20 protein-coding genes are annotated in these 19,565 nt (G+C 65.7%); 18 read left to right on the top strand and 2 right to left on the bottom strand.

Features of this window, described 5'->3' with window-relative positions; all coding sequences use genetic code 11:
- Window positions 1-407: 407 nt before the first annotated feature.
- A complete protein-coding gene (locus ACZ1JM_RS16115) occupies window positions 408-1,232 on the bottom strand; it encodes a flagellin N-terminal helical domain-containing protein (protein ID WP_465133370.1) in 825 nt (274 codons plus the stop codon).
- 276 nt (window positions 1,233-1,508) lie between these two features.
- Between ACZ1JM_RS16115 and ACZ1JM_RS16110 the strand changes: the two genes are divergently transcribed.
- From ACZ1JM_RS16110 to ACZ1JM_RS16025, 18 genes are read left to right on the top strand one after another with little or no spacing between them, the layout of a single operon-like run.
- A complete protein-coding gene (locus ACZ1JM_RS16110) occupies window positions 1,509-2,840 on the top strand; it encodes a sigma-54 interaction domain-containing protein (RefSeq protein ID WP_465133369.1) in 1,332 nt (443 codons plus the stop codon).
- Window positions 2,837-3,214, top strand: coding sequence for a flagellar hook-basal body complex protein FliE (gene fliE / locus ACZ1JM_RS16105; protein ID WP_465133368.1), 378 nt, complete (start codon window positions 2,837-2,839; stop codon window positions 3,212-3,214). The genes ACZ1JM_RS16110 and fliE overlap by 4 nt, the downstream gene beginning before the upstream one ends.
- 6 nt (window positions 3,215-3,220) lie before the next feature.
- Complete coding sequence (gene fliF, locus ACZ1JM_RS16100; RefSeq protein WP_465133367.1) at window positions 3,221-4,942, top strand: flagellar basal-body MS-ring/collar protein FliF; 1,722 nt, start codon at window positions 3,221-3,223, stop codon at window positions 4,940-4,942.
- Complete coding sequence (gene fliG, locus ACZ1JM_RS16095; RefSeq protein ID WP_465133366.1) at window positions 4,943-5,953, top strand: flagellar motor switch protein FliG; 1,011 nt, start codon at window positions 4,943-4,945, stop codon at window positions 5,951-5,953.
- Between the two features lies 1 nt (window position 5,954).
- The gene (locus ACZ1JM_RS16090; RefSeq protein WP_465133365.1) at window positions 5,955-6,629 is read left to right on the top strand and encodes a FliH/SctL family protein; all 675 of its coding nucleotides are present in this window, start codon (window positions 5,955-5,957) and stop codon (window positions 6,627-6,629) included.
- Between the two features lie 9 nt (window positions 6,630-6,638).
- The gene (locus ACZ1JM_RS16085; protein ID WP_465133364.1) at window positions 6,639-7,955 is read left to right on the top strand and encodes a FliI/YscN family ATPase; all 1,317 of its coding nucleotides are present in this window, start codon (window positions 6,639-6,641) and stop codon (window positions 7,953-7,955) included.
- A gap of 6 nt (window positions 7,956-7,961) precedes the next feature.
- On the top strand, window positions 7,962-8,387 hold the full coding sequence (locus ACZ1JM_RS16080; protein ID WP_465133363.1) for a hypothetical protein: 426 nt from the start codon (window positions 7,962-7,964) through the stop codon (window positions 8,385-8,387).
- Between the two features lie 32 nt (window positions 8,388-8,419).
- Window positions 8,420-10,489 carry a hypothetical protein gene (locus tag ACZ1JM_RS16075; RefSeq protein WP_465133362.1) on the top strand — a complete coding sequence of 690 codons (2,070 nt, stop codon included), beginning with the start codon at window positions 8,420-8,422 and terminating at the stop codon, window positions 10,487-10,489.
- 36 nt (window positions 10,490-10,525) lie between these two features.
- Window positions 10,526-11,128 (top strand): flagellar basal body-associated FliL family protein, encoded by a 603-nt coding sequence (locus ACZ1JM_RS16070; protein ID WP_465133361.1) that lies wholly within the window; start codon window positions 10,526-10,528, stop codon window positions 11,126-11,128.
- Between the two features lie 7 nt (window positions 11,129-11,135).
- Entirely contained in the window at window positions 11,136-12,029 is an 894-nt protein-coding gene (locus tag ACZ1JM_RS16065) for a FliM/FliN family flagellar motor switch protein (RefSeq protein ID WP_465133360.1), read from the top strand.
- Between the two features lie 18 nt (window positions 12,030-12,047).
- Window positions 12,048-12,350: a flagellar motor switch protein FliN gene (fliN, locus tag ACZ1JM_RS16060; RefSeq protein WP_465133359.1), complete on the top strand. Its 303-nt coding sequence runs from the start codon at window positions 12,048-12,050 to the stop codon at window positions 12,348-12,350.
- A gap of 5 nt (window positions 12,351-12,355) precedes the next feature.
- Window positions 12,356-12,640: a flagellar biosynthetic protein FliO gene (locus ACZ1JM_RS16055; protein WP_465133358.1), complete on the top strand. Its 285-nt coding sequence runs from the start codon at window positions 12,356-12,358 to the stop codon at window positions 12,638-12,640.
- A complete protein-coding gene (gene fliP / locus ACZ1JM_RS16050; RefSeq protein ID WP_465133357.1) occupies window positions 12,637-13,449 on the top strand; it encodes a flagellar type III secretion system pore protein FliP in 813 nt (270 codons plus the stop codon). The genes ACZ1JM_RS16055 and fliP overlap by 4 nt, the downstream gene beginning before the upstream one ends.
- A 23-nt stretch (window positions 13,450-13,472) precedes the next feature.
- Window positions 13,473-13,763, top strand: a complete 291-nt coding sequence (gene fliQ, locus ACZ1JM_RS16045; protein WP_465133356.1) for a flagellar biosynthesis protein FliQ — start codon at window positions 13,473-13,475, stop codon at window positions 13,761-13,763.
- A gap of 10 nt (window positions 13,764-13,773) precedes the next feature.
- On the top strand, window positions 13,774-14,556 hold the full coding sequence (gene fliR, locus ACZ1JM_RS16040) for a flagellar biosynthetic protein FliR (protein ID WP_465133355.1): 783 nt from the start codon (window positions 13,774-13,776) through the stop codon (window positions 14,554-14,556).
- Window positions 14,553-15,698: an EscU/YscU/HrcU family type III secretion system export apparatus switch protein gene (locus ACZ1JM_RS16035; RefSeq protein ID WP_465133354.1), complete on the top strand. Its 1,146-nt coding sequence runs from the start codon at window positions 14,553-14,555 to the stop codon at window positions 15,696-15,698. Before fliR ends, ACZ1JM_RS16035 begins: the two co-directional genes overlap by 4 nt.
- Window positions 15,699-15,744: 46 nt before the next feature.
- Entirely contained in the window at window positions 15,745-17,187 is a 1,443-nt protein-coding gene (gene fliD, locus ACZ1JM_RS16030) for a flagellar filament capping protein FliD (protein ID WP_465133353.1), read from the top strand.
- A 1-nt stretch (window position 17,188) separates the two neighbouring features.
- Window positions 17,189-17,560 carry a flagellar protein FliS gene (locus tag ACZ1JM_RS16025; RefSeq protein WP_465133352.1) on the top strand — a complete coding sequence of 124 codons (372 nt, stop codon included), beginning with the start codon at window positions 17,189-17,191 and terminating at the stop codon, window positions 17,558-17,560.
- A 7-nt stretch (window positions 17,561-17,567) separates the two neighbouring features.
- Here the strand turns inward: ACZ1JM_RS16025 and ACZ1JM_RS16020 are convergent, their stop codons facing one another.
- The gene (locus ACZ1JM_RS16020; RefSeq protein ID WP_465133351.1) at window positions 17,568-19,361 is read right to left on the bottom strand and encodes a cation:proton antiporter domain-containing protein; all 1,794 of its coding nucleotides are present in this window, start codon (window positions 19,359-19,361) and stop codon (window positions 17,568-17,570) included.
- Between the last annotated feature and the right edge of the window lie 204 nt (window positions 19,362-19,565).

Below are 19,565 nucleotides of genomic sequence, written 5' to 3'. Positions count from 1 at the left end.
CGCCCAGCGCCTGCACGAGTGATGTCATGGATGGTTGAAGCATCTCATGCCAGCGATGGAGAGCGCGCTCCTCTCGCATCCAGGACCGCAGAGACTGCTGCCAATGCAGTGCGTGAATGGCCCACAAAAAGCAGCGCTCACGCGCGCGCGGGATTCTATATTATATGTGCGCGGATTTCGGTGCGTAAAATACGCCTCGACACTGTTACATGGCGTAGCGACCGCAGCGCTGGATGCGCGCCGTTTGCGGCAGAGTGGTGCGGTCACGCGACCGGCCTCGACGCGGGATCAGGCAGACGCATAAGCGCTACCTGTAATCCAGACGCCGAAACGCCCGGCGGTCTGTTGACCGCCGGGCTGGGACCTACCCGGGGACGGGAAGGTCGTTGTCGGTGTCGCGGTTGCGCTTAGCGCAGGAGCGACAGGACGTTCTGCTGGCTCTGGTTGGCCTGTGCGAGCATCGCGGTCGATGCCTGGCTCAGGATCTGGGCCTTGGCCATCTGGGTCGTTTCGGCCGAGTAGTCGGCGTCTTCGATGCGGCTCTTGGCGTCCGAGAGGTTGGTGACGTTGTTGGTCAGGTTGTTGATCGCCGATTCGAGGCGGTTCTGGCCGGCGCCAAGCGAAGCGCGGGTGGCGTTCACGTCCTTGAGGGCGTTGTCGACCGCGGTCAGCGTCGAGGCGGCCTTGGTGGCGTCGGTCACGTCGAGCGAGGAGGCGGTGAGGTTCGCGCCGTTGATCGCCTTGGAGGTGAGCGTCACCTTTTCACCCGAGTTCGAACCGGTCTGGATGTCGAAGGTGACGTCCGTGCCCGAGGTCGTCGAGATCAGGGTGTTGCCGTTGAACTTGGTCTGCGTGATCGACGAGGTGATCTGCGTGGTCAGCGCGGTGACTTCCTGCTGCATGGCGGCGCGGTCAGAGCTCTGATAGGTGCCCGATGCCGACTGGATCGCCAGTTCGCGGACGCGCTGCAGCATGTTGCTGACTTCCGAGAGCGAGCCTTCAGCGGTCTGGGCCAGCGAGATACCGTCGTTGGCGTTGCGGATGCCCTGGCTCATGCCCTTGATCTGCGAGGTCATCGACGTCGCAATGGCGAGGCCGGCGGCATCGTCCTTGGCCGAGTTGATGCGCTTGCCGGTCGACAGGCGCTCCATCGCCGTGCCCAGCATCTTGTTGGCAGAGTTGGAAGCGTTCGAGGCGCGGATCGCGCTGATGTTCGTGTTGATGACTGACATTTGCCGTCCCCTTTTCTCGTGTCCCGAAGGTCTCGCAACCGGCCAGCCCTTCCAGCCCGCTGCCAGGGACAAGACCGACCGATTCGGAAAAAAATTAAGTCCAACCGGGAACCAACCACGATTTTAATGGAACCGGAGTGGCGACGAACACAACAAATCGTTATTTTTCAATACCCTTAGCAGCACCGTCCGGACCCCCCATTAACTATTCCATTACCATTAATGCGGCATATGAGGCCTCGGGATCAGGTTACTTATCCAAGGGACACAAGCCGTATGCTCGGCCAGGTTTGCAACGAAGACACGCTCCGCCTCCACGGCCCGCTGATACAGCGCGCCAAGGCGATTGCCGGTTCGCTATTTGACGCGGCTGCAATCGATTTCCGTGGCGAGACGGACAATGCCCCGTTGCGTCCCCGCACCCGCTGCCTGCGCATGGCGCGCGGCCCGGTCTCGGCCTTCGTCCGCGAAGGCGGATCGCACGCCTCGATCACGTATTCCGACCCGGTAGGCGAAAGCGCGCTGGCGATGTTGCTCGCCGCCATGGCCGGCCCGGAAGACCCGATCGCCGCCGACCCGGAAAGCCTTTCGGTCTTCGCGCTGGCAGAGCGTCTTGCGGCCAGCGACATCCCCGTCCTGATCAACGGCCCCACCGGCACCGGCAAGGAAGTGCTCAGCCGCTTCATCCACACCCGATCGCCCCGCCGCACCGGCCCGTTCATCGCCGTAAACTGCGCCGCGATGCCCGAGACGATGCTGGAAGCCATGCTGTTCGGCCACCAGAAGGGCGCCTTCACCGGCGCAACCGCCGCCAGCGAAGGCTTCATGCGCGCTGCCGATGGCGGCACCTTGCTGCTCGACGAAATCGCCGAACTGCCGCTGACCCTTCAGGCCAAGCTGCTGCGCGCCCTGCAGGAGCAGGAAGTGGTGCCGATCGGTTCCACCAAGGCGATCAAGGTGGACGTGCGCATCATCGCCTGCGCCAACCGCGACCTTCCGACCGAAGTCGCCCAGGGCCGCTTCCGCGCCGACTTGTTCTACCGCCTCAACGTCTTCCCCCTCGAACTGCGCCCGCTGCGGGAGCGTTCGGACGACATCGCCCCGCTCGCCTTCGCGATGGCCCTGCGCCACAGCCCGGCAACCGGCGTCGTTCCCTGCTTCACCGAAGGCGCGCTCGCCATGCTGCGCATGCATTCGTGGCCGGGCAACGTTCGCGAGCTGGAAAACGTGGTTCGCCGCGCACTCCTGCTGTCGCATGGCCGGGCCCAAATCACGCCGGAAAACATTGTTTTCGACAGCCCTGCCCGTCTCGTTACCGCACCCGTCATCGGTGGCCTCGACATGGGCAACTACGACATCGCCGAGCGCACCGTCGCCTCGATCGCCCCGGCTTCGGCCGACGCCGGCGAAGCCGACCGCAAGCTGTCGAGCATCGTCCAGAACTCGCAAGCCCGCGCCATCGTCGAGACCCTTGAGGCTTGCGGCGGCAACCGCCTGCGCGCCGCCCGCGAACTCGGTATCTCCGAGCGTACGCTGCGCTACCGCCTTGCCTCCATGCGTGAGGCTGGCATCGAAATCGGCCGCACCGCGGTCGGAGGCCGTCGATGAGCGGCATCCCCGGCATCGGCGCTGGCGGCGGAGGGATCCAGCAGATCCTCGCGCTGCGCCAGCAGATCATCTCGCGCAACGACCTGCTGCGTGAAATTCATTCGACCCAGGCGGCCGAGCAGACCAACGCCACCACCGCCACGCAAGGCCCGGCGAACGGCTTCACTTCGGCCCTGAAGGACGCGCTCGACGGTGTCAGCGCCGTCCAGCAAAAGTCGGAAGACCTGAGCGTCGCCTACGAACGGGGCGAAGTTACCGACGTAGCGAAGGTCATGCTCGCCCGGCAAGAAGCCGGCGTCGCCTTCGAAGCAACCCTGCAAGTCCGCAACAAGCTGCTGTCCGCGTACCAGGACATCATGCGGATGGGAGTGTAGTAGACCATGAGCGATCTCGTCCCAGCCACCGGCGGCGCAGCGCCTGCCTCGATGTTCTCGCCCCTGACCGATGCGTCGGGCGGCAGCGTACTGACGCGCATCTCCTCGTTCACGGCGCAGCCCGCCGTGAAGAAGATGCTGCCCATGTTCATCGGCCTGTCCGCCATCGGCGGCGCGGCCCTGACCTGGAGCATGATGGCGCCCTCGCCGCAGCGGGTGCTCTACGCCCAGCTGGACGACAGCGAGCGCGCAGGCGTGGTCGGCGCGCTCGACACCGCGCAGATCAAGTACAGCATCGACAACCAGACCGGCGCGCTGTCTGTTTCGGAAGGCGATTTCTACAAGGCCCGCATGCTCGTCGCATCGGACGGCGCGCTGGCGACACCCGAAACCGGCGACCAGATGCTCGACAAGCTGCCGATGGGCGCCAGCCGCACGCTGGAAGGCGAACGCCTGCGCTCCGCTCGCGAACATGACCTGCAGCTGACCATCGGCCAGATCGACGGCGTAGACTCGGTCCGCGTCCATCTTGCCGAGGGCGAAAAGTCCGTCTTCGTGCGGGACAACGTGGCCCCGACCGCTTCGGTCATGGTGCGCCTGAAGTCCGGCCGCCAGCTGAGCGACAGCCAGGTTTCCGCCATCGTCAACCTCGTCGCCGGATCGGTGCCGGGTCTCTCGGCCGATGCCGTGCGCGTCATCGACCAGCATGGCCAGCTGCTCTCGCAGGGCCGGACCAACGGCGCTGAAAACGACCGGCTGGACATGCAGTCGCGCATGGAAACGAAGCTGCGCGAACAGATCGCGCAACTGCTTTCCCCGATGCTGGGCGACGGCAAGTTCACCACCGAGGCCCAGGTCGAACTCGACATGGACCAGGTGACCGCCGCACGCGAAAGCTATGACAAGGACGGCGTCGTGCGCGCCGAAACGCTGCAGCAGTCCCAGTCGGCCTCCGCGCCGCAGGCTGGTGGCGTTCCGGGCGTGCTTTCGAACACGCCGCCGCCTGCCGCGCAGGCCGTGGCCGGCGCGCCGCAGGGCACCGTGCCCGCCAATCCCGCCGCTGCCGGACCTCTCCCGGCGAACGGTGAAAGCTCTTCTACCAAGACGTACGAACTGGGCCGTCAGGTTTCGGTTTCGGAAACCGGTCCGGGCAACATCAAGCGCCTGACTGTGGCTGTCGCCATCAGCGCCGACGCGCTGAAGGGCGCCAAGGCCAAGGACCTTGCCGATCTGGAAGCACTGGTCAGCGCCGCCGTCGGCGCCAATCCGCAGCGCGGCGACGTGGTCAAGATCGTGACCCGCAGCTTCGAGCCGGTGGCCGAGGAAGCGACTCCGTTCTACGAAACGCCGTGGTTCGCCACGATCGTGCGCAACGGCGCGGCGGTCCTCGCGGTGCTGCTCGTCCTGCTGCTGGGCGTGCGCCCGATGGTCAACGCTATGCGCGGCGACAAGCCCGCCAAGGGCAAGAAGGCGAAGAAGGGCGCGGCCGTCGCAGAGGCGGATGCCGATGCGATCGACGCCCTGCCCGCCGCCCCGGTCCGCCCGATGCTCGCCAGCGCGGACGGTGTCGATGTGGACGTGGACGTCCAGACCACCCGCGCCGATCTGCTCGCCCGCCAGCTTGGGCTGGCCCAGCGTATCGTCGCCGAAAAGCCCGAGAGCGCGGTGCATGTCCTGCGCCAGATGCTTGCCGAACCCGTCGCCGAAGTTCAGTCGAAAGCCGCATAAATGACCGCCATGGCCCCTATCCAGGCTGCTGACACCGCCGCCATCATGATGATGCTGCTGGCCGAGGATCAGACCACGCATATCCTCAGCGCCCTGGAACCGCAGGAACTGCGCCTGCTGGGCGAAAAAATGGTGGCGCTTGGCGAAATCAGCCCCGACGTCATCGCCGAGGCGATCGCCGGGTTCGTCGCCAAGACCGAGCGCATGGGCCTCGTCACGCACGACCGCGTCGGTCAGGTGCGCACGATGATGAGCCGTGCGGTTGGCGACGTGAAGGCCGACAACGTGATGCGCCGCATCGCGCCTGCCGCCGCGCCGCAAACCTCGCCGCTGGAACTCGCCCGCTGGCTGACCCCGGACGCGCTGGTGCCGCTGCTTAAGGGCGAGCACCCGCAGGCGATCGCCGTGCTGCTGATCCAGCTCGATCCCGAAGTCGCCGCCGCCGTCCTTCATGGCCTCCCGGCCGAGATCCAGCCCGAGATCGTCCACCGCATCGCCACGCTTGGCCCGGTGGCGCCGCATGCGATCGAGATGCTGGAAGAACTGCTTTCGCGCCGGATCACCGAAAGCCATGGCCAGCGCCCCCTCCAGATGGGCGGCGCACGCGAGGCCGCGGAGATCATCAACGGCGTCGGCAAGGTCGTGGAAAAGCGTCTGATGGGCGAGCTGACCAAGCGCGACAAGATGCTGGCGAAGAAGATCGAGGAAGAGATGTTCAAGTTCGAGCATCTCTTCGTCCTCGATCCGCAGTCGATGGGCGCGCTGCTGCGCGATGTCTCGAACGAGACGCTGATCGACGCCCTCAAGGGTATTTCCGAGGACGAGCGCGACGTGTTCTTCCGCGCGATGTCGAGCCGCGCCGCCGATGGCGTGCGCGACGAAATCGCTGCACGTGGACGCGTAAAGCTGGCCGACGTGGTCGCGGCGCAGAAGGAAGTCGTGGCGGTGGCCCGCAAGCTGGCTGCCGATGGAACGATCGTGTTCGGGGCCGGGGACGACGACTATGTCTGATATGGGATTTTCATTCGCCCAAACCTCACCGGTGCCTGCCGCGCCCGGTCGGGTAAGTGTGCCGCACGCATCGACGCTGGGGCCGCGCATCTCGCTGGTCGAGGCGCTGGGCCGCCCGGCAGGCTTTCGCCCGGACGCGCGCTTCGGCGGCGTTCCCGTGCCCACGCCTTCCGAGCGCGAAGTGGCAATGATGCAGGTAGAGGCGGTCGATCCGGTTTCCGAAGCCTATGGCCGTGGCTACACCGATGGCCATGCGCTCGCCAGCGAGGAGGCAGAGGCCCATGCCATCGCCAATCATGCCGCGCGCGAAGCGCTGATGCTGTCGTTCGCCAAGCTCGACGCGGTGATGGCGGAAGACCTTCGCCTGCGCCTGCGCGATACCGTCGCTGCGCTTTGCGAAGCGACGCTCGCCCCCCTCGCCATCGATGAAGCCGCGCTGGCCCAGCGCATCGACCGCGCCGTCGCGATGCTGGCGCGCGCCGACGACGAACGCGTGGTCCGCCTGCATCCCGCCGACATCGATCTGGTATCCCACCGCCTGAGCGCCAACTACACCGTACAGCCGGACTCCTCCCTGGAGCGCGGCACCGTACGCGTGGAAACGGCGTCCGGCGGGGTCGAGGATGGTCCTGCCACCTGGCGTCTCGCCATCGCCGAAGCGCTGCACCAGGCCTGATCCGGGGCGATGAGCTACGCCTCGATCCTGGACGATTTCGCCGCTGGCTCTGCCGACCTGTCGCCACGCCGGTTCGGGATCGTCACCGCCTGCGACGGCGGCCTGCTCGAAGTGAGCGGCCTGTCCGTCCCCGTCGGCGCGATGTGCCGCGTGGCAAACGGGCGCGACAAGACCTTTCCTGCTGAAGTCATCGGCTTTCGCAACGGGCGCACGATGATGATGCTCCTGGGCGATACGATCCTGCTGCGCCCCGGCGCGCGCGTCGTTCCCGAAGGCCATCCCGGCATGCTGCCAGTGGGCGATGCCTTCCTTGGCCGCGCGGTCGATGGCGAGGGGCTGCCGATCGACGGCGGCCTGCCGATCCACACGCGCCTTGAGTGGCCCGCAGGCGGCGTGCGCACGTCCGCGCTTGACCGCAGCCCCGTCCGCCACCGCTTCGATACCGGCGTGCGCGCTCTCAACGCCCTCACCACCTTCGGCGTCGGCCAGCGCATCGGCGTCATGGCCGGATCGGGCGTCGGCAAATCCGTGCTGATCGACATGATCGCGCACGGCGCCAGCGCCGACGTCATCATCGTCGGCCTCATCGGAGAGCGTGCGCGCGAAGTTTCCGACTTCGTCGAGCGCCACATGAACGATGAGAAGAAGCACAAGACGGTGATCGTCGCGGTCCCTGCCGACCATGCGCCGAACCTGCGCCTGCGCGGTGCCATGCTCGCCACCTCGATGGCAGAGCACTTCCGCGCGCAGGGCAAGCGCGTGCTGCTGATCCTCGACAGCCTCACCCGTGTCGCCCACGCGGCGCGCGAAATCGGCCTGCTGCTGGGCGAACCCGGCGCGGCGCGCGGTTACCCGCCATCGGCACTTGCCACGATCACCAAGCTGGTCGAGCGCGCGGGCAATTCAGCGGCGAGCGGCGGATCGATCACCGGCCTCTACACCGTACTGGCCGATGGCGACAACCAGGACGATCCGGTGGTGGACACCGCCCGCTCGATCCTGGACGGCCACGTCGTCCTTTCGCGAGACCTGGCCCAACGCGGCCAGTACCCCGCCATCGATATTGCCGCCTCGCTCAGCCGCGTGATGAACGACATCGTCAGCCCCGCGCATCAGCAAGTCGCGCGCACGTTCCGCGCACTGACCGCCAGCTACGAAGCCAATCGCGACCTCGTGCTGATGGGCGCCTATCGCACCGGCGCTGATGCGCAGCTTGACCGCGCCATCGCCATGCACGGCGCGCTCACGGGCTTTTTGTGCCAGGCACAGGGCCAAGTCGTCGATCTCGATACCAGCGCGGCGCAGCTCGCCGGGCTGTTGGGCTAACCGTTTATGACGGCCGACAAGCAGAAACTGGCCCGGCTGCAGCGGCTCGAAAAGCTGCGCGCGATCGCCAAGCAGACGGCGGCGACCGAAGCGGCCCAGGCAGAGGGCACGCTGACCCAGCTGCGCACCCTGTCCGACCGCACCCGCCGCCTTGCCAGGGACTACGCCGCCCGCCGCGACGCTGGTGATGGGGCGGCGCTTCATAACGTGGGTCGCTTCGTCAACGGACTGCAGACCCTGAGCAGCAATACCGATGGCGACGCCTTGCGCGCCAAGTCGATCGCCGATGCCAAGCAGCAATTGCTGGCCGAGGCGGAGCGCCGCCGCGCCGCGATCGAAGACCGCGCCACGGCCCAGGCGCGGGTGATCGCGACGAAAGCGCAGCATCCCGTGCTCACCAGTCGCCGAGGAAATGGCACGGATCTTGAATAAGATCGGGTGAAGCCATCAAGGACAGGCCCCGAATGATTCAGACAACCGCCCCGACGATCCAAGCCAACCTTTTGCAGACTGCATCGGGTGCCGGCTCCGGACCGGGCCTGCCCGGGGCCGACTTTGCCGCCTTGCTCAGCGCTGCGCCGCAAGTCGCGACACCGGTGGCGGCAGCGGTCCAGCCCAGCATTGCCGCTCCCCTGCCCACTGCAATGACACTGCCGGAAATCGTGACCGGGACCCAGAACGGCTTGGCGGCTCTGGCCCTGCAGGCTGGCGCCGCGGCGCCTTCGCCTACGCAAATGCCAGCTGCGGCAACGGGTTCCTCGCTCCTTCAGCAGATCGCGACCAAGGCGGACGCCCAACCTTCAGCCTCGCTCGCCAACGCTGCGGTGGTTCGGCCCGAAACCCCCGCTTCGATGGCGCCAACGAAAGCCGCGCTGAAATCCGGCGCGCTGCCGATCGCAGCTTTGCTGATGGAAGCGGCAACGCCTGCCGACAGCAAACTGGCCGTCAACGGCAAGGACGGCAAATCCGGCGGCAAAATGTTGCCGTCTGCCGCCTTGCCCATCGGCGACAAGCCGGAGTCATCCGCCGAACCCGCTCTCTCGTCCGACCCTCTCGTTGCAGCCGAAAAGCAGGCAGGCACTCTGGTTGACGCGCCGATCGTGATTGCTCTGCCGGTGGCGACGTCGGTTGTCAGCATGGCGGCTGCGCAGTCGTTTGCTCCAACGTTGCCGCGGTCCGTTGCGATGGAAGCCGAGACTGCCAGCCTTGCCGCTCCGATGCAGGTCACCAAATCGGTTGCGCGCGAGATCCCGGCGGACGTTCGGGCTGTTCGTCTGGAGCCGATCGAAATCGTCAGGGCGGATGCCATCCCGGCAGCCTCGCCCACACCCGCCAGCTTCGCTATCGAAGGGCGCGTTACGCCAGCAGGGGCCGAGCCGATCGTGGTCGCCCCAGTGGCGGCGATAGTGGAACAAGCAGATGTGCCGCTTCAGGCGGTAGCAACTCCCATTGGGGAAACCGCTCAGCCAAAACCGGTTAAGGACAACCCGATTGCCGCCCAGCAACGCGGCGATACTCCCATCGGCACAGTGACCGAGCGTGCAGAGGCCGTTCTGCCGAAGGCCATGACACACGTATCCGCCCCATTGACCGCTGCAATGACTTCCGCCGCCCTCCCTCGCACCGGCGAGACTGCGGCAGAAGCGCCAGCGGCAACCGAAGCGCCTCTTCAGGCCAAGCCCGCTGCAGATGCACCGAATGTCGTTACCGTCGCTTCGCCACGCACTCAATCGCCCGAAGAGCGTGCCCGTCTGGAGGGGGTAGCTCAACCAATCCTCGCCAATACGACCCGGGCGGCACTGCAAGCGGAGGCATCGGTTCAGCAGGCAGGAGCCAACGAACCGCTCGCCGATGATACCCGCGCGCCATCGCCGAACCACGTCGCGCGTAGTGCAGAACCGCACGCCAAGGCCGACAGCGCGACCACGCCAGAGCGTGAGATTCCGAGCATACTGGGTCACAAGCCGGTGGCGTCTGCCACGATGGTGCCGCAGATGGTTTCGGACTCTGCGCCCGCCGTCGCCGCGCCCGATGGGTCCAGCCCGCCTTCGCCCACCGTCTCCGAAACTCCGCATGACTTCGACACGCTGGTCTCTCGCCTTGCCGAGGCGCGAGAGGCCGCAAGCCCACATGTCGTGCGTACGGCGATGGCGCATGGCGAGTTTGGCCGGGTGACGATGCAGATGCATCAGGACGATGCCGGTCTCTCCGTCACGCTCGCCAGCCACGATCCCGAGTTTGCGGGCGCGGTTCAGGCCGCCGCCGCCACGCTTGCCGCCAATACCTCGAACAGTGGCGAGCAACCCAGGCAGGATGCCTCCGCTTCGCAACAGAACCAGGCTAACCAGGCACAGCAGACGCAGACCAATGCCGGGAACGGACAGGGCCAGCAGGCCCGCGCCGATGCCTCCGGTGGCCAGCAATCGCGCCGCGAGGGCGGGGCGTCGGGCCGCCAGCAGGATCAGCAGCCGTCCGGTTCTCCCGCGCGCAATCGTAACGAACAACGCCAGGGCGGCGGCGACGTCTACGCCTGACGCCCGTAAGCACAACCGAATTACAGGGGACATCGAATGAGCAGCAAACCAGCGCCCGCCGCCAGCGGTGACGAAGCGCCGAAGAAGAAAGGCAAGATGGGCCTGATCCTGATCGCCGTCGCCATGTTGGTGGTTGGCGGGGGAGCGGTCTTCGGCCTCATGTTCGCCGGGGTGATCGGCGGGCATGCAGAGGAAAAGAAGAAGGAGGAAGGCCCGCAGCTCGTCCGCAAGGGCGAGGAAGATCCCTATGCGCCGCCCGCGAAGGAAGGCGAAGGAGAGGGCGGCGGCGCCAAGGAAGTCGAGGGCGAAGGCGGTGACGAATATCGCACGGCGTACTACACCTTCAGCGAAGACTTCACGTCGAACCTGAAAGGTACCGACGCGATGATCCAGGCCAGCATCGCCTGCTCCACCCGTCGCGACGGGCGCGTGCTGCAATGGTTGGCCAAGCATGAGCTGGCGATCCGTTCGCGCCTGCTGGAAATCCTGGCCGATACGCCCGAAGAGGATGTGACCTCGATCGACGGCAAGGAACGCCTGCAAAAGCGGATGACGGCGGCAATCAACAAGGTTCTTGTCCAGAAGGAAGGTTTCGGCGGCGTGGATGCCGTTTACTTCCGCAACTTCATCATCCAGTAACGGGGAAATGGCCCAGGATATTTCTCATAAGGCCCGGCACTGTTCGGAGCTGCTTGGCGCCGGTCCTTCGATAGAGGAACTGGTCCGGCCGCTGGCACGGCTGGGTGAAACGCTGGCGCGGACGCTGCCGGCCGGGCTGGCACGCCTGGCGGGCGGCGATGCGCCGGTCGTGCGCATTGGCATTCCGGCCGAGAGTACCCTGGAAAGCATCATCGCCTCTGCCCAGGCGGACAACAGCCCGCTCGCCTCGCACAGCCTGATGGGCATCGGTCCCAAGCGCCTGCCGCTGGTTGCAACGTTCGAGGCGGCCCCTGTGTTTCGCCTGCTTGACCGTACGTTCGGCGGGCGCGGCGCGGTGCCCAATCCCATGCCCCGGACCTTCCCGCTGTCGGCGGAACTGCTGCTCGCGCGGATCGAGGAAGCCATCGCGGCCGCGCTCAGCGCTGGCATGGGCGGTGATGAAACCCATCAGGTCCGCCCGCTGAAGCGGGATACAAGCCTTGCCCAACTCGCGCCTTTCTCTGCGCGCGAGGCGTTGCTGCAAATCGTGCTCGAAATAGAGGAGGCGGATGCCCAGCCCTGGTCGCTGGCGCTGGCGTTCCCGCTTTCGACTCTGTCGGGCACGCTGGTCGTTCCGCGCCGGGAGCGCCGGGTAGCGGCCCGCGCCGCCCGCATCGGTCCCGATGACGAGCCTTTTTCTTCCATGCCGCTGGAAGTGACCGCCGTGCTGGTGGACATGCCGATGGCGTTCTCGCGTCTGTCATCGCTGCGCCCGGGGGATGTGATCCCGGTGACGGTGGCTCGTTCCGTGCCGCTGGTCGTCGATGGGCGCACGATCGCCACGGGAACCGTCGGCGAAGTAGAGGACCGGGTCGCGGTCCAGGTTCAAAATGCATTCTGAGTTGGGGACACTGACGAAATGAGCATCCACTCCCGCGGCCTCGACTTCCTTCGCGATGTCGACGTCCGCCTGTCGGTAGAGCTGGGCCGCACCCAGATGAAACTGAAGGACGTCCTCGCGCTCGGCCCCGAAAGCCTGGTCATGCTGGACCGCATGAACGACGAACTGCTCGACGTGCTGGTCAACGGCAAGCCGATCGCGCGCGGCGAAGTCGTCTCGCACAACGGCCGCTTCGGGCTGCGCATCGTGGAGATGCTGGGGATCGAGGAAACGGCCGCTCCCGGCGACGCCCTTGGTCTGCCAGAGAACGGCGCGGAGTAAGCCTGATGCTGTGGTACATCCTCAAACTGATGGTGATGCTGCCGCTGATCGCGCTGCTGGTCTGGGGCTGCCTCAAGCTGGCCAAGACCGTGCAGACGCGCGCCGGGATCGGTACCGGCTCCAAATCGATCCGCATTGTCGAGACCACCATGCTTTCCCCCACGCTGAAGCTGGCGGTGATCGAGTTCCATGGCCGCGAAATCCTGGTGTCCGCATCACGCCACGGCCTGACCCGGCTGGCGGAGGCTCCCGCAAGGCCCCGCTATGCGGAGCTGGAGGAAGACGAATGACGCGCGCGCCGCGCTGGCTGAAAGCAGGCGCTTTGCTGACTGCTGGCGCCGGGCTGCTGACATCGGCAACCGCGTTCGCGCAGGCGGCCGCCGCGCAGGCACAGGCGCAGGCTCCGTCGCCCACGGCGATCCCCGGCGCTCTGGACCGTGCGTTCGGATCGCTGGGCGGGACCAATGGGCCGGGCATGAACATGTCGCTGCAGCTGCTGCTCATCATGGGCCTGCTGACGATCCTGCCCAGCCTGATCTTGATGATGACCAGCTTCACGCGCATTCTGGTGGTTTTATCGATCCTGCGTCAGGCGATCGGCCTGCAGCAGTCGCCGCCTAATCAGGTGTTGATCGGGCTGTCGATGTTCCTGTCGCTGTTCGTGATGGCCCCCACGCTGGAGCGGGTGAACGCCAACGCGATCGCCCCTTACGCCGCCGGCACGATGAATGCAGAGGCCGCAATCCAGAACGGCGGGCGCGAATTCCACGCCTTCATGATCCGGCAGACCCGCCAGCGCGACCTCATGCTCTTTGCGGACATGGCCAAAGCTCCACGGTTTGCGAGCAGCGCCGACGTGCCGTTTTCCATCCTCCTGCCCGCCTTCGTCACCAGCGAACTGAAGACCGCGTTCCAGATCGGCTTCATGCTGTTCCTTCCTTTTCTGGTGATCGACCTTGTGGTCTCCTCCGTGCTGATGAGCCTTGGCATGATGATGATGAGCCCGATGATTGTGTCGCTGCCATTCAAGCTGCTGCTGTTCGTGATGGTCGATGGCTGGGCGCTGCTGATGGGATCGCTGGCGCAGAGTTTCGGGTAGATGGGCCGGGCTGAGGGATCGCCATGGAGGACATAAGCGGGCTTCTGTCGCTGGCCGACCGGATGCTGTGGGTCACGGCGCTGGTCGCCGCGCCCGTGCTGCTGGCATCGCTGGCGGTGGGCCTGATCATCGGCATCGTCCAGGCGGCGACATCGGTGAACGAACAGACCCTGACGTTCGTGCCCAAGCTGGCCGTCATCGCGCTCGTCCTCGTCCTGCTCGGCAGTTCGATGATGACGCTGATCGCGGACTACACGCAGGAAATCTTCGCCCAGATCGCCCGCACCGGGCAAGCTGAGCAGGTCTCTCCATGACGCCGGCGCCGTGATCGGGATAGACTTCGGCTATGGCGCGCTGGAAGGGGAATTCTGGCGGCTGGTATTCGTGATGACCCGCATCGGCGCGGCCCTCGTCGCTGCCCCCCTGTTCGGGGCCGTCACCGTTCCGCCGCAGGTTCGGGTGATGGTCGCCGGTGCAATCGCCGTAATGATCTGCGCCTGGACCGATGTTCAGGCGCCCGCCCAGTTGCTGTCCGTGGCGGGCCTCCTCGCGGTCATGGGCGAAGTGCTCGTCGGCCTGACGATGGGCTTCGTCCTCCAGCTTTCCTTTGCCGCCCCCATCATCGCTGCAGAGATAATCGGCGGCGGGATGGGCATGAACATGGCCGTCGCGGTGGACCCTGTGGCCGGCACCCAGTCCCCCGCGCTCGGCCAGTATTTCATGGTCGTGCTGACGGTAGTGTTCTTGGCTTTGGGCGCACACCTGCAGTGGTTCGCGCTGGTTGTCCGCAGTTATGAGGTGTTCGCGCCGGGGCAGACCTGGCTTGGCCCGGAACGCTTTGCGATGGTCGCCGGGTTCGCGACGCAGATGTTCCTCACCGCCGTCGCCATCGCCCTGCCCGTCACGCTGGTGCTGCTGGTGGTGCAGATCGTCACCGGCGTGCTCAGCCGATCGGCCCCGGCGCTCAACCTGTTTTCGCTGGGCATGCCCGCAGGTGTGCTGGGCGGCATCGTCGCGCTGATGATTGCCGCTCCGGTGCTGACCGACATGGTGTCGCGCCTGTCCGCAGATGCGCTGGCCAATACCGCGCAAGTCCTGCTGAAATGAGCGGGAGCGACCAGGAAGGCGAAAAGAGTTTCGCCCCTACCGAAAAGCGCAAACGCGAGGCAGCCAAGCGCGGCGACGTCATTCGCCCGCGCGAACTCGGCATCGCCGCCTCGGTCGCCATCGGTGCGGCATGGTTGCTTCTTGCGGGGCCGTGGCTGCTGGACCTGTCGAAGCGGATGCTGCGCAACGGCTTCACCTTCGACCGCGCATCGCTCGACGATTTCAGCCCCGGCAACATGCTGATCGATGCGCTGGTGGCCGCGCTCCCGCCTGTCATCGTGCTGGGCCTGTCGATCGTGGCGGTGTCGCTGATCTCGCAGTTGAGCTTTGGCGAAGGGCGGTGGCTGGCTGGCAACCTTGCGCCCAAGGCATCGCGGATCAATCCTATATCGGGCCTGAAGCGCATTTTCGGCCCGTCCGGCTGGATCGAAATGGTCAAGGGCCTCGCCAAAGTCGCGCTGCTGGGCGTCATCGCCTGGACCTGGGCTGACGGCAGGATCGACGCCTTTGCCCGGCTTGGTCGCGGCGATGTGATGGGTCAGCTGTCGTGGGCGTGGAGCACGATCATCCTGCTGATGTTCTGGCTGGCCGCCGGGCTTTTCATCATCGCCATGTTCGATCTGCCGATCCAGATGGTCCGCCGCATCATGCGCTTGAAAATGACGCTGCAGGACGTACGGGACGAGCACAAGGAATCCGAAGGATCGCCCGAGAAGAAGGGCATGATCAAGGACCGTCAGCGCAAGATCGCCATGGGTGGGCTGGTCCCGGCGATGAAGGAAGCGCAGTTCGTGGTGACCAACCCGACGCACTTCGCCGTCGCCATGGCATACGATCCCGCCAAGGCATCGGCGCCGATGGTGGTGGCACGCGGGCGAGCGGAAAAGGCGCTGGCGATCCGCGAGCTAGCCGCCGAATATTCGCTGCCCGTGCTGGAATATCCGGCCCTCGCCCGATCGGTTTTCTACACCACGCGCGAACGGCAGATGATCCGCGAGGAGCACTACGTCGCGGTCGCCGCCTTGCTCGCCTTCGTGATGGCGCTGAAACGCGGTGAAAAGCGCACCGCGCCGCAGGTTTCGGTACCGGTCACCGTCCGTTTCGACGCCGACGGACGGCTCGATCCAAATTCGGTTTCCTGACCATTTGAACCCTTAACAAGCCTCAACACTTGCCGTTCTAGACCGCATGGTAACCAGCACTTCCTCTTCGACCAGCTCGTCGGCCACCACCACGACCTCGATCGTGACCGCGCTCGGCGGAGGAAGCGGCGTGGACATGACCGCGCTGGCGAACAATCTTGCGGTCGCCCAGTTCCAGTCGCGCAACGATAGACTGGCATCGAAGTCGGACAAGCTGGAAGCCCAGGTTTCGGCGGCATCCAACATCAAGTCGCTGATGCTCAGCCTGAATACCTCGCTGGGTACGCTGGTTCGCTCGGGCAATCTGGCGCGCACCCCGCAGATCGCAGCGGCCGGCGTAGCGACGGCGACCCTTTCCGGCAGCAGCCAGCCCAGCGGCAGCTATTCGCTGGAAGTCACCAAGCTGGCGAGCAGCCAGCAGCTGGCCAGCGCCCCCTTCGCATCGCGGACCAGCACGGTCGGCTCCGGCAACCTGACGCTGAAGTTCGGCGCGGTATCGGGCTCCACCTTCACGCAGGACACGTCGCATGCGGCGGTCAATATCACCATTCCGCAAGGGGCCACGCTGGCCGAAGTAGCGACTGCGATCAACGGCGCGAATGCCGGTGTATCCGCCTATGTCACCACGACGGTGGACGGCGCGCAGCTGGTGCTTAAGGGGCCGGAAGGCGCGGACAACGGCTTCGTCCTGGAAGCGAGCGAAAATGCGTCGGACCCCGGCCTGTCCGCTCTCGCCTGGAACCCCGCATCGACCACCGGCAAGCTGCTGAACACCGCCAGCGACGCCGCGTTCAAGATCGACGGCCTGGAGATGACGGCCAAGTCGAACGCCGTCACCGATGCGATCCCGGGCGTCAAACTGCAGCTGACCGCCGTCAACACAGGCGCACCCACCAAGGTTTCCTTCTCCGATCCCACCGGCGCGATCGCCTCCTCGATGCAGGATTTCGTGGACGCGCTGAACGAAGTGATGGGCGCGCTCAATGCCGCGACCGCGCTGGGTGGCGATCTGGCCAACGATCAGGGTGCCCGCGCGCTGAAGCGCTCGCTGGCGTCCATGGGCTCGACCACGATCATGCCGAGCGCAACCGGCGCGGCGAAGACGCTGGCCGACCTGGGCCTCAAGACTCAGCGCGACGGCACTTATGTCCTCGATACCGAGCGCCTTTCCGCGACCACCGCAGCGGATCCTCAGGGTGTCGCCGCGATGTTCACCAACGGCGTGAACGGCGTCTACGGCACGTTCGATCGCATCTACCGCGCGTCGGTTTCGACGTCGGACGCGTATTCGCTTGGCAGCTCCATCGCTGGATACACCAAAAAGAAGACCAGCATTTCCACCGAGAAGGCCGATCTTGCCGAGCAGCAGGAAAAGCTGCGCGCGCGGCTGGTGGCGCAATACAGCGCGTCTGAATCGCGGATCGGCGCGTCGAAGTCGACGCTCGCGATGCTGACCAACCAGATCGCCCAGTGGAACAAGAGCAGCTGAGATGCTCCTCACGATTTCTCCCCAGGAAGCCTACCGCCGCGTCGATTTCGACGCCCGGGTAAGCGGCGCCGGCCCGGCCGAACTCGTGCACTTGTGCTACGAGCATCTGACCAGTGCGCTCGGCACCGCCATCTACGCCGACCACAACGGCGACAACTGCCTGAAAAGCCGCTCGATCACACGCGCGCTCACCGCAATCACTGCATTGCAGATGGGCATCGCGGGCGAGGACGGCATGGCAGGCGCGCTAAGCCAGCTGTACGAAGCGGCACGCCGCACCGTGCTGGACAGCGCGCTCGCTTTCGATGCGGATCGCATGAACACACTGCGCGATGACTTCACCGAGATCGGCCGGGCGCTGCGCGGCGGCTGACACCCGGTCAAGCGCGCTGCGGCTCTCGCAACTGGCCTGATTTCAGGGACGGTTTTTCCGAAAGGCCGCCCTGCTCCATGATCATCTCGCGAAATTCGTCGCGCTTTTCGTGGATGGAGGCGATCACCGGCCCCATCGCAACGCCGGTTTCCACCAGCACCGCTTCGCTCAATTGAAGCGAGCTTTCCAGCGTCTCGGGCACGGCATAGCTGGCCCCCGCGCGATAGAGCTGCGCGGCGTGGGCCGCATCGCGGGCGCGGGCAAGGATCGGCAGGTCGGGAAACTGCAGCCGCAGTTTGCGCACGATGCGCTGCGCGGTAACCGGCTCGTCCATCGTCAGGATCACCGCAGCAGCCTCTCCGGCACCGAGCCGCAGCAGGCTGTCCCCGCGCCCGGCGTCACCGAACGCCACCGAGTATCCGGCCCGCCTGCCCTCGACGATGAGATCGGTGTTGCTGTCGATCGCCAGATAAGGCCGTCCATGCCGCGCCAGCATGTCCGCCACCAGCCGCCCGACCCGCCCGAAACCGACGATCAGCGTGCGGGGGCGTCCGCCCGTCGCCTCATCGTCTGTCGCCATTGCGGGATGCGGCTCGACGCGGTCCACCTGTTTGCCCATGATCTTGCCGCCATAGGCCAGCAGCGGCGTGATCGTCAGCCCCAGCGCGGTGACGATCTGCCAGAACTGCGCGGTCCCCGGCTGGATCAATTGCGCCGACGTGGCGGCCGTCAGCACGATCAGCGTCGTTTCCGACGGGCTGGACATGAGGATGCCTGTCTCCGTCGCCGTCCCCCGCCGCGCGCCCATGATCCGCAGCATCAGGCCGGTCACCACCGCCTTCAGGACGATCACGACGACGGTGGCGATCAGGATCGACCCCAGGTTTTCCCATACCACCTTCAGATCGATGCTCATGCCGATGGTGATGAGGAACACGCCAAGCGCAAGGCCTTTGAACGGTTCGATGATCTGCTCGACCTCGGTGTGATACTCGGTTTCGGCGATCAGCAGACCTGCGACCAGCGCACCCACGATCGGCGACAGCCCCGCCGCCGCCGTCGCCAGTGAAGCGAGGATCACCACCAGTAGGCTCGCGGCGAGAAAAAGCTCGGGGCTTTTGGTGCGCGCCGCTTGCGCGAACAAAGGCGGCAACAGATAACGACCGAAGATCAGCAGCGCGCCGATTACGATCGTTCCCCACATCAGCGTGTTCAGCAGTTCGCCTACGCCATCGCTACCCGCGTGGGGGGCCAACGCGCCGAGCAGGAAGATGATCGGCACGAGGGCAATATCCTCGAACAGCAGCATCGCCAGCGCCGCGCGTCCAACCGGGGTGGTCGTCTCCGTGATCTTGAGCACAAGTGCGGTGGAAGACAGCGCCAGCGCCAGCCCAAGGGCCAGCGCACCGGAAAAACTCTGTCCGATCGCGGCCAGGATGAACGTCAGCGACCCGCCGATGACCAGCAGTTCCAGTGACCCCAGCCCGAAGACCATCCGCCGCATCTCCCACAGGCGGCCGAACGACAATTCCAGCCCGATGGAAAACAGCAGCAAAATGATCCCGAATTCGGCGAACAGTTCTAGCCCGTCGGGGTCGGTTATGCTGAGGTACGAAAGCCAGGGATAGTCGAACACATGCCGCCCCAGGCCAAACGGGCCGACCAGCAGGCCCACCAGAATGAACCCGATGACAGGGGTGATGCGAAAGCGATTGAACACCGGGATGACCAGCCCCGCCGCCCCCAGGATCACCAGGGCATCGGACATGACGGGGGAGTAGAGATCGCTGCTGCCTGACATGCGGTGACACTAGGGCACCGGCGAGCGCGATGGAACCGCCATCTGGCGGCCATTCGTCTGCAATTAATCAACCATTTCGGTTTCTACGGATGCGCTTTTCACGTGGTGTTAGCCGTCGTTATCCGCCGGTTGCCTCGGTTTCGGAGGAGGTCCGAAGCGCGCTGGGAAAACATCCGAGTATATCCCTAGGCACAATTCCAAAGG

The organism is Novosphingobium sp. BL-S-24 (assembly GCF_055521575.1).
Note: the sequence above shows the minus strand (reverse complement) of the source record. Positions and strands in the feature narration are given on the sequence as shown.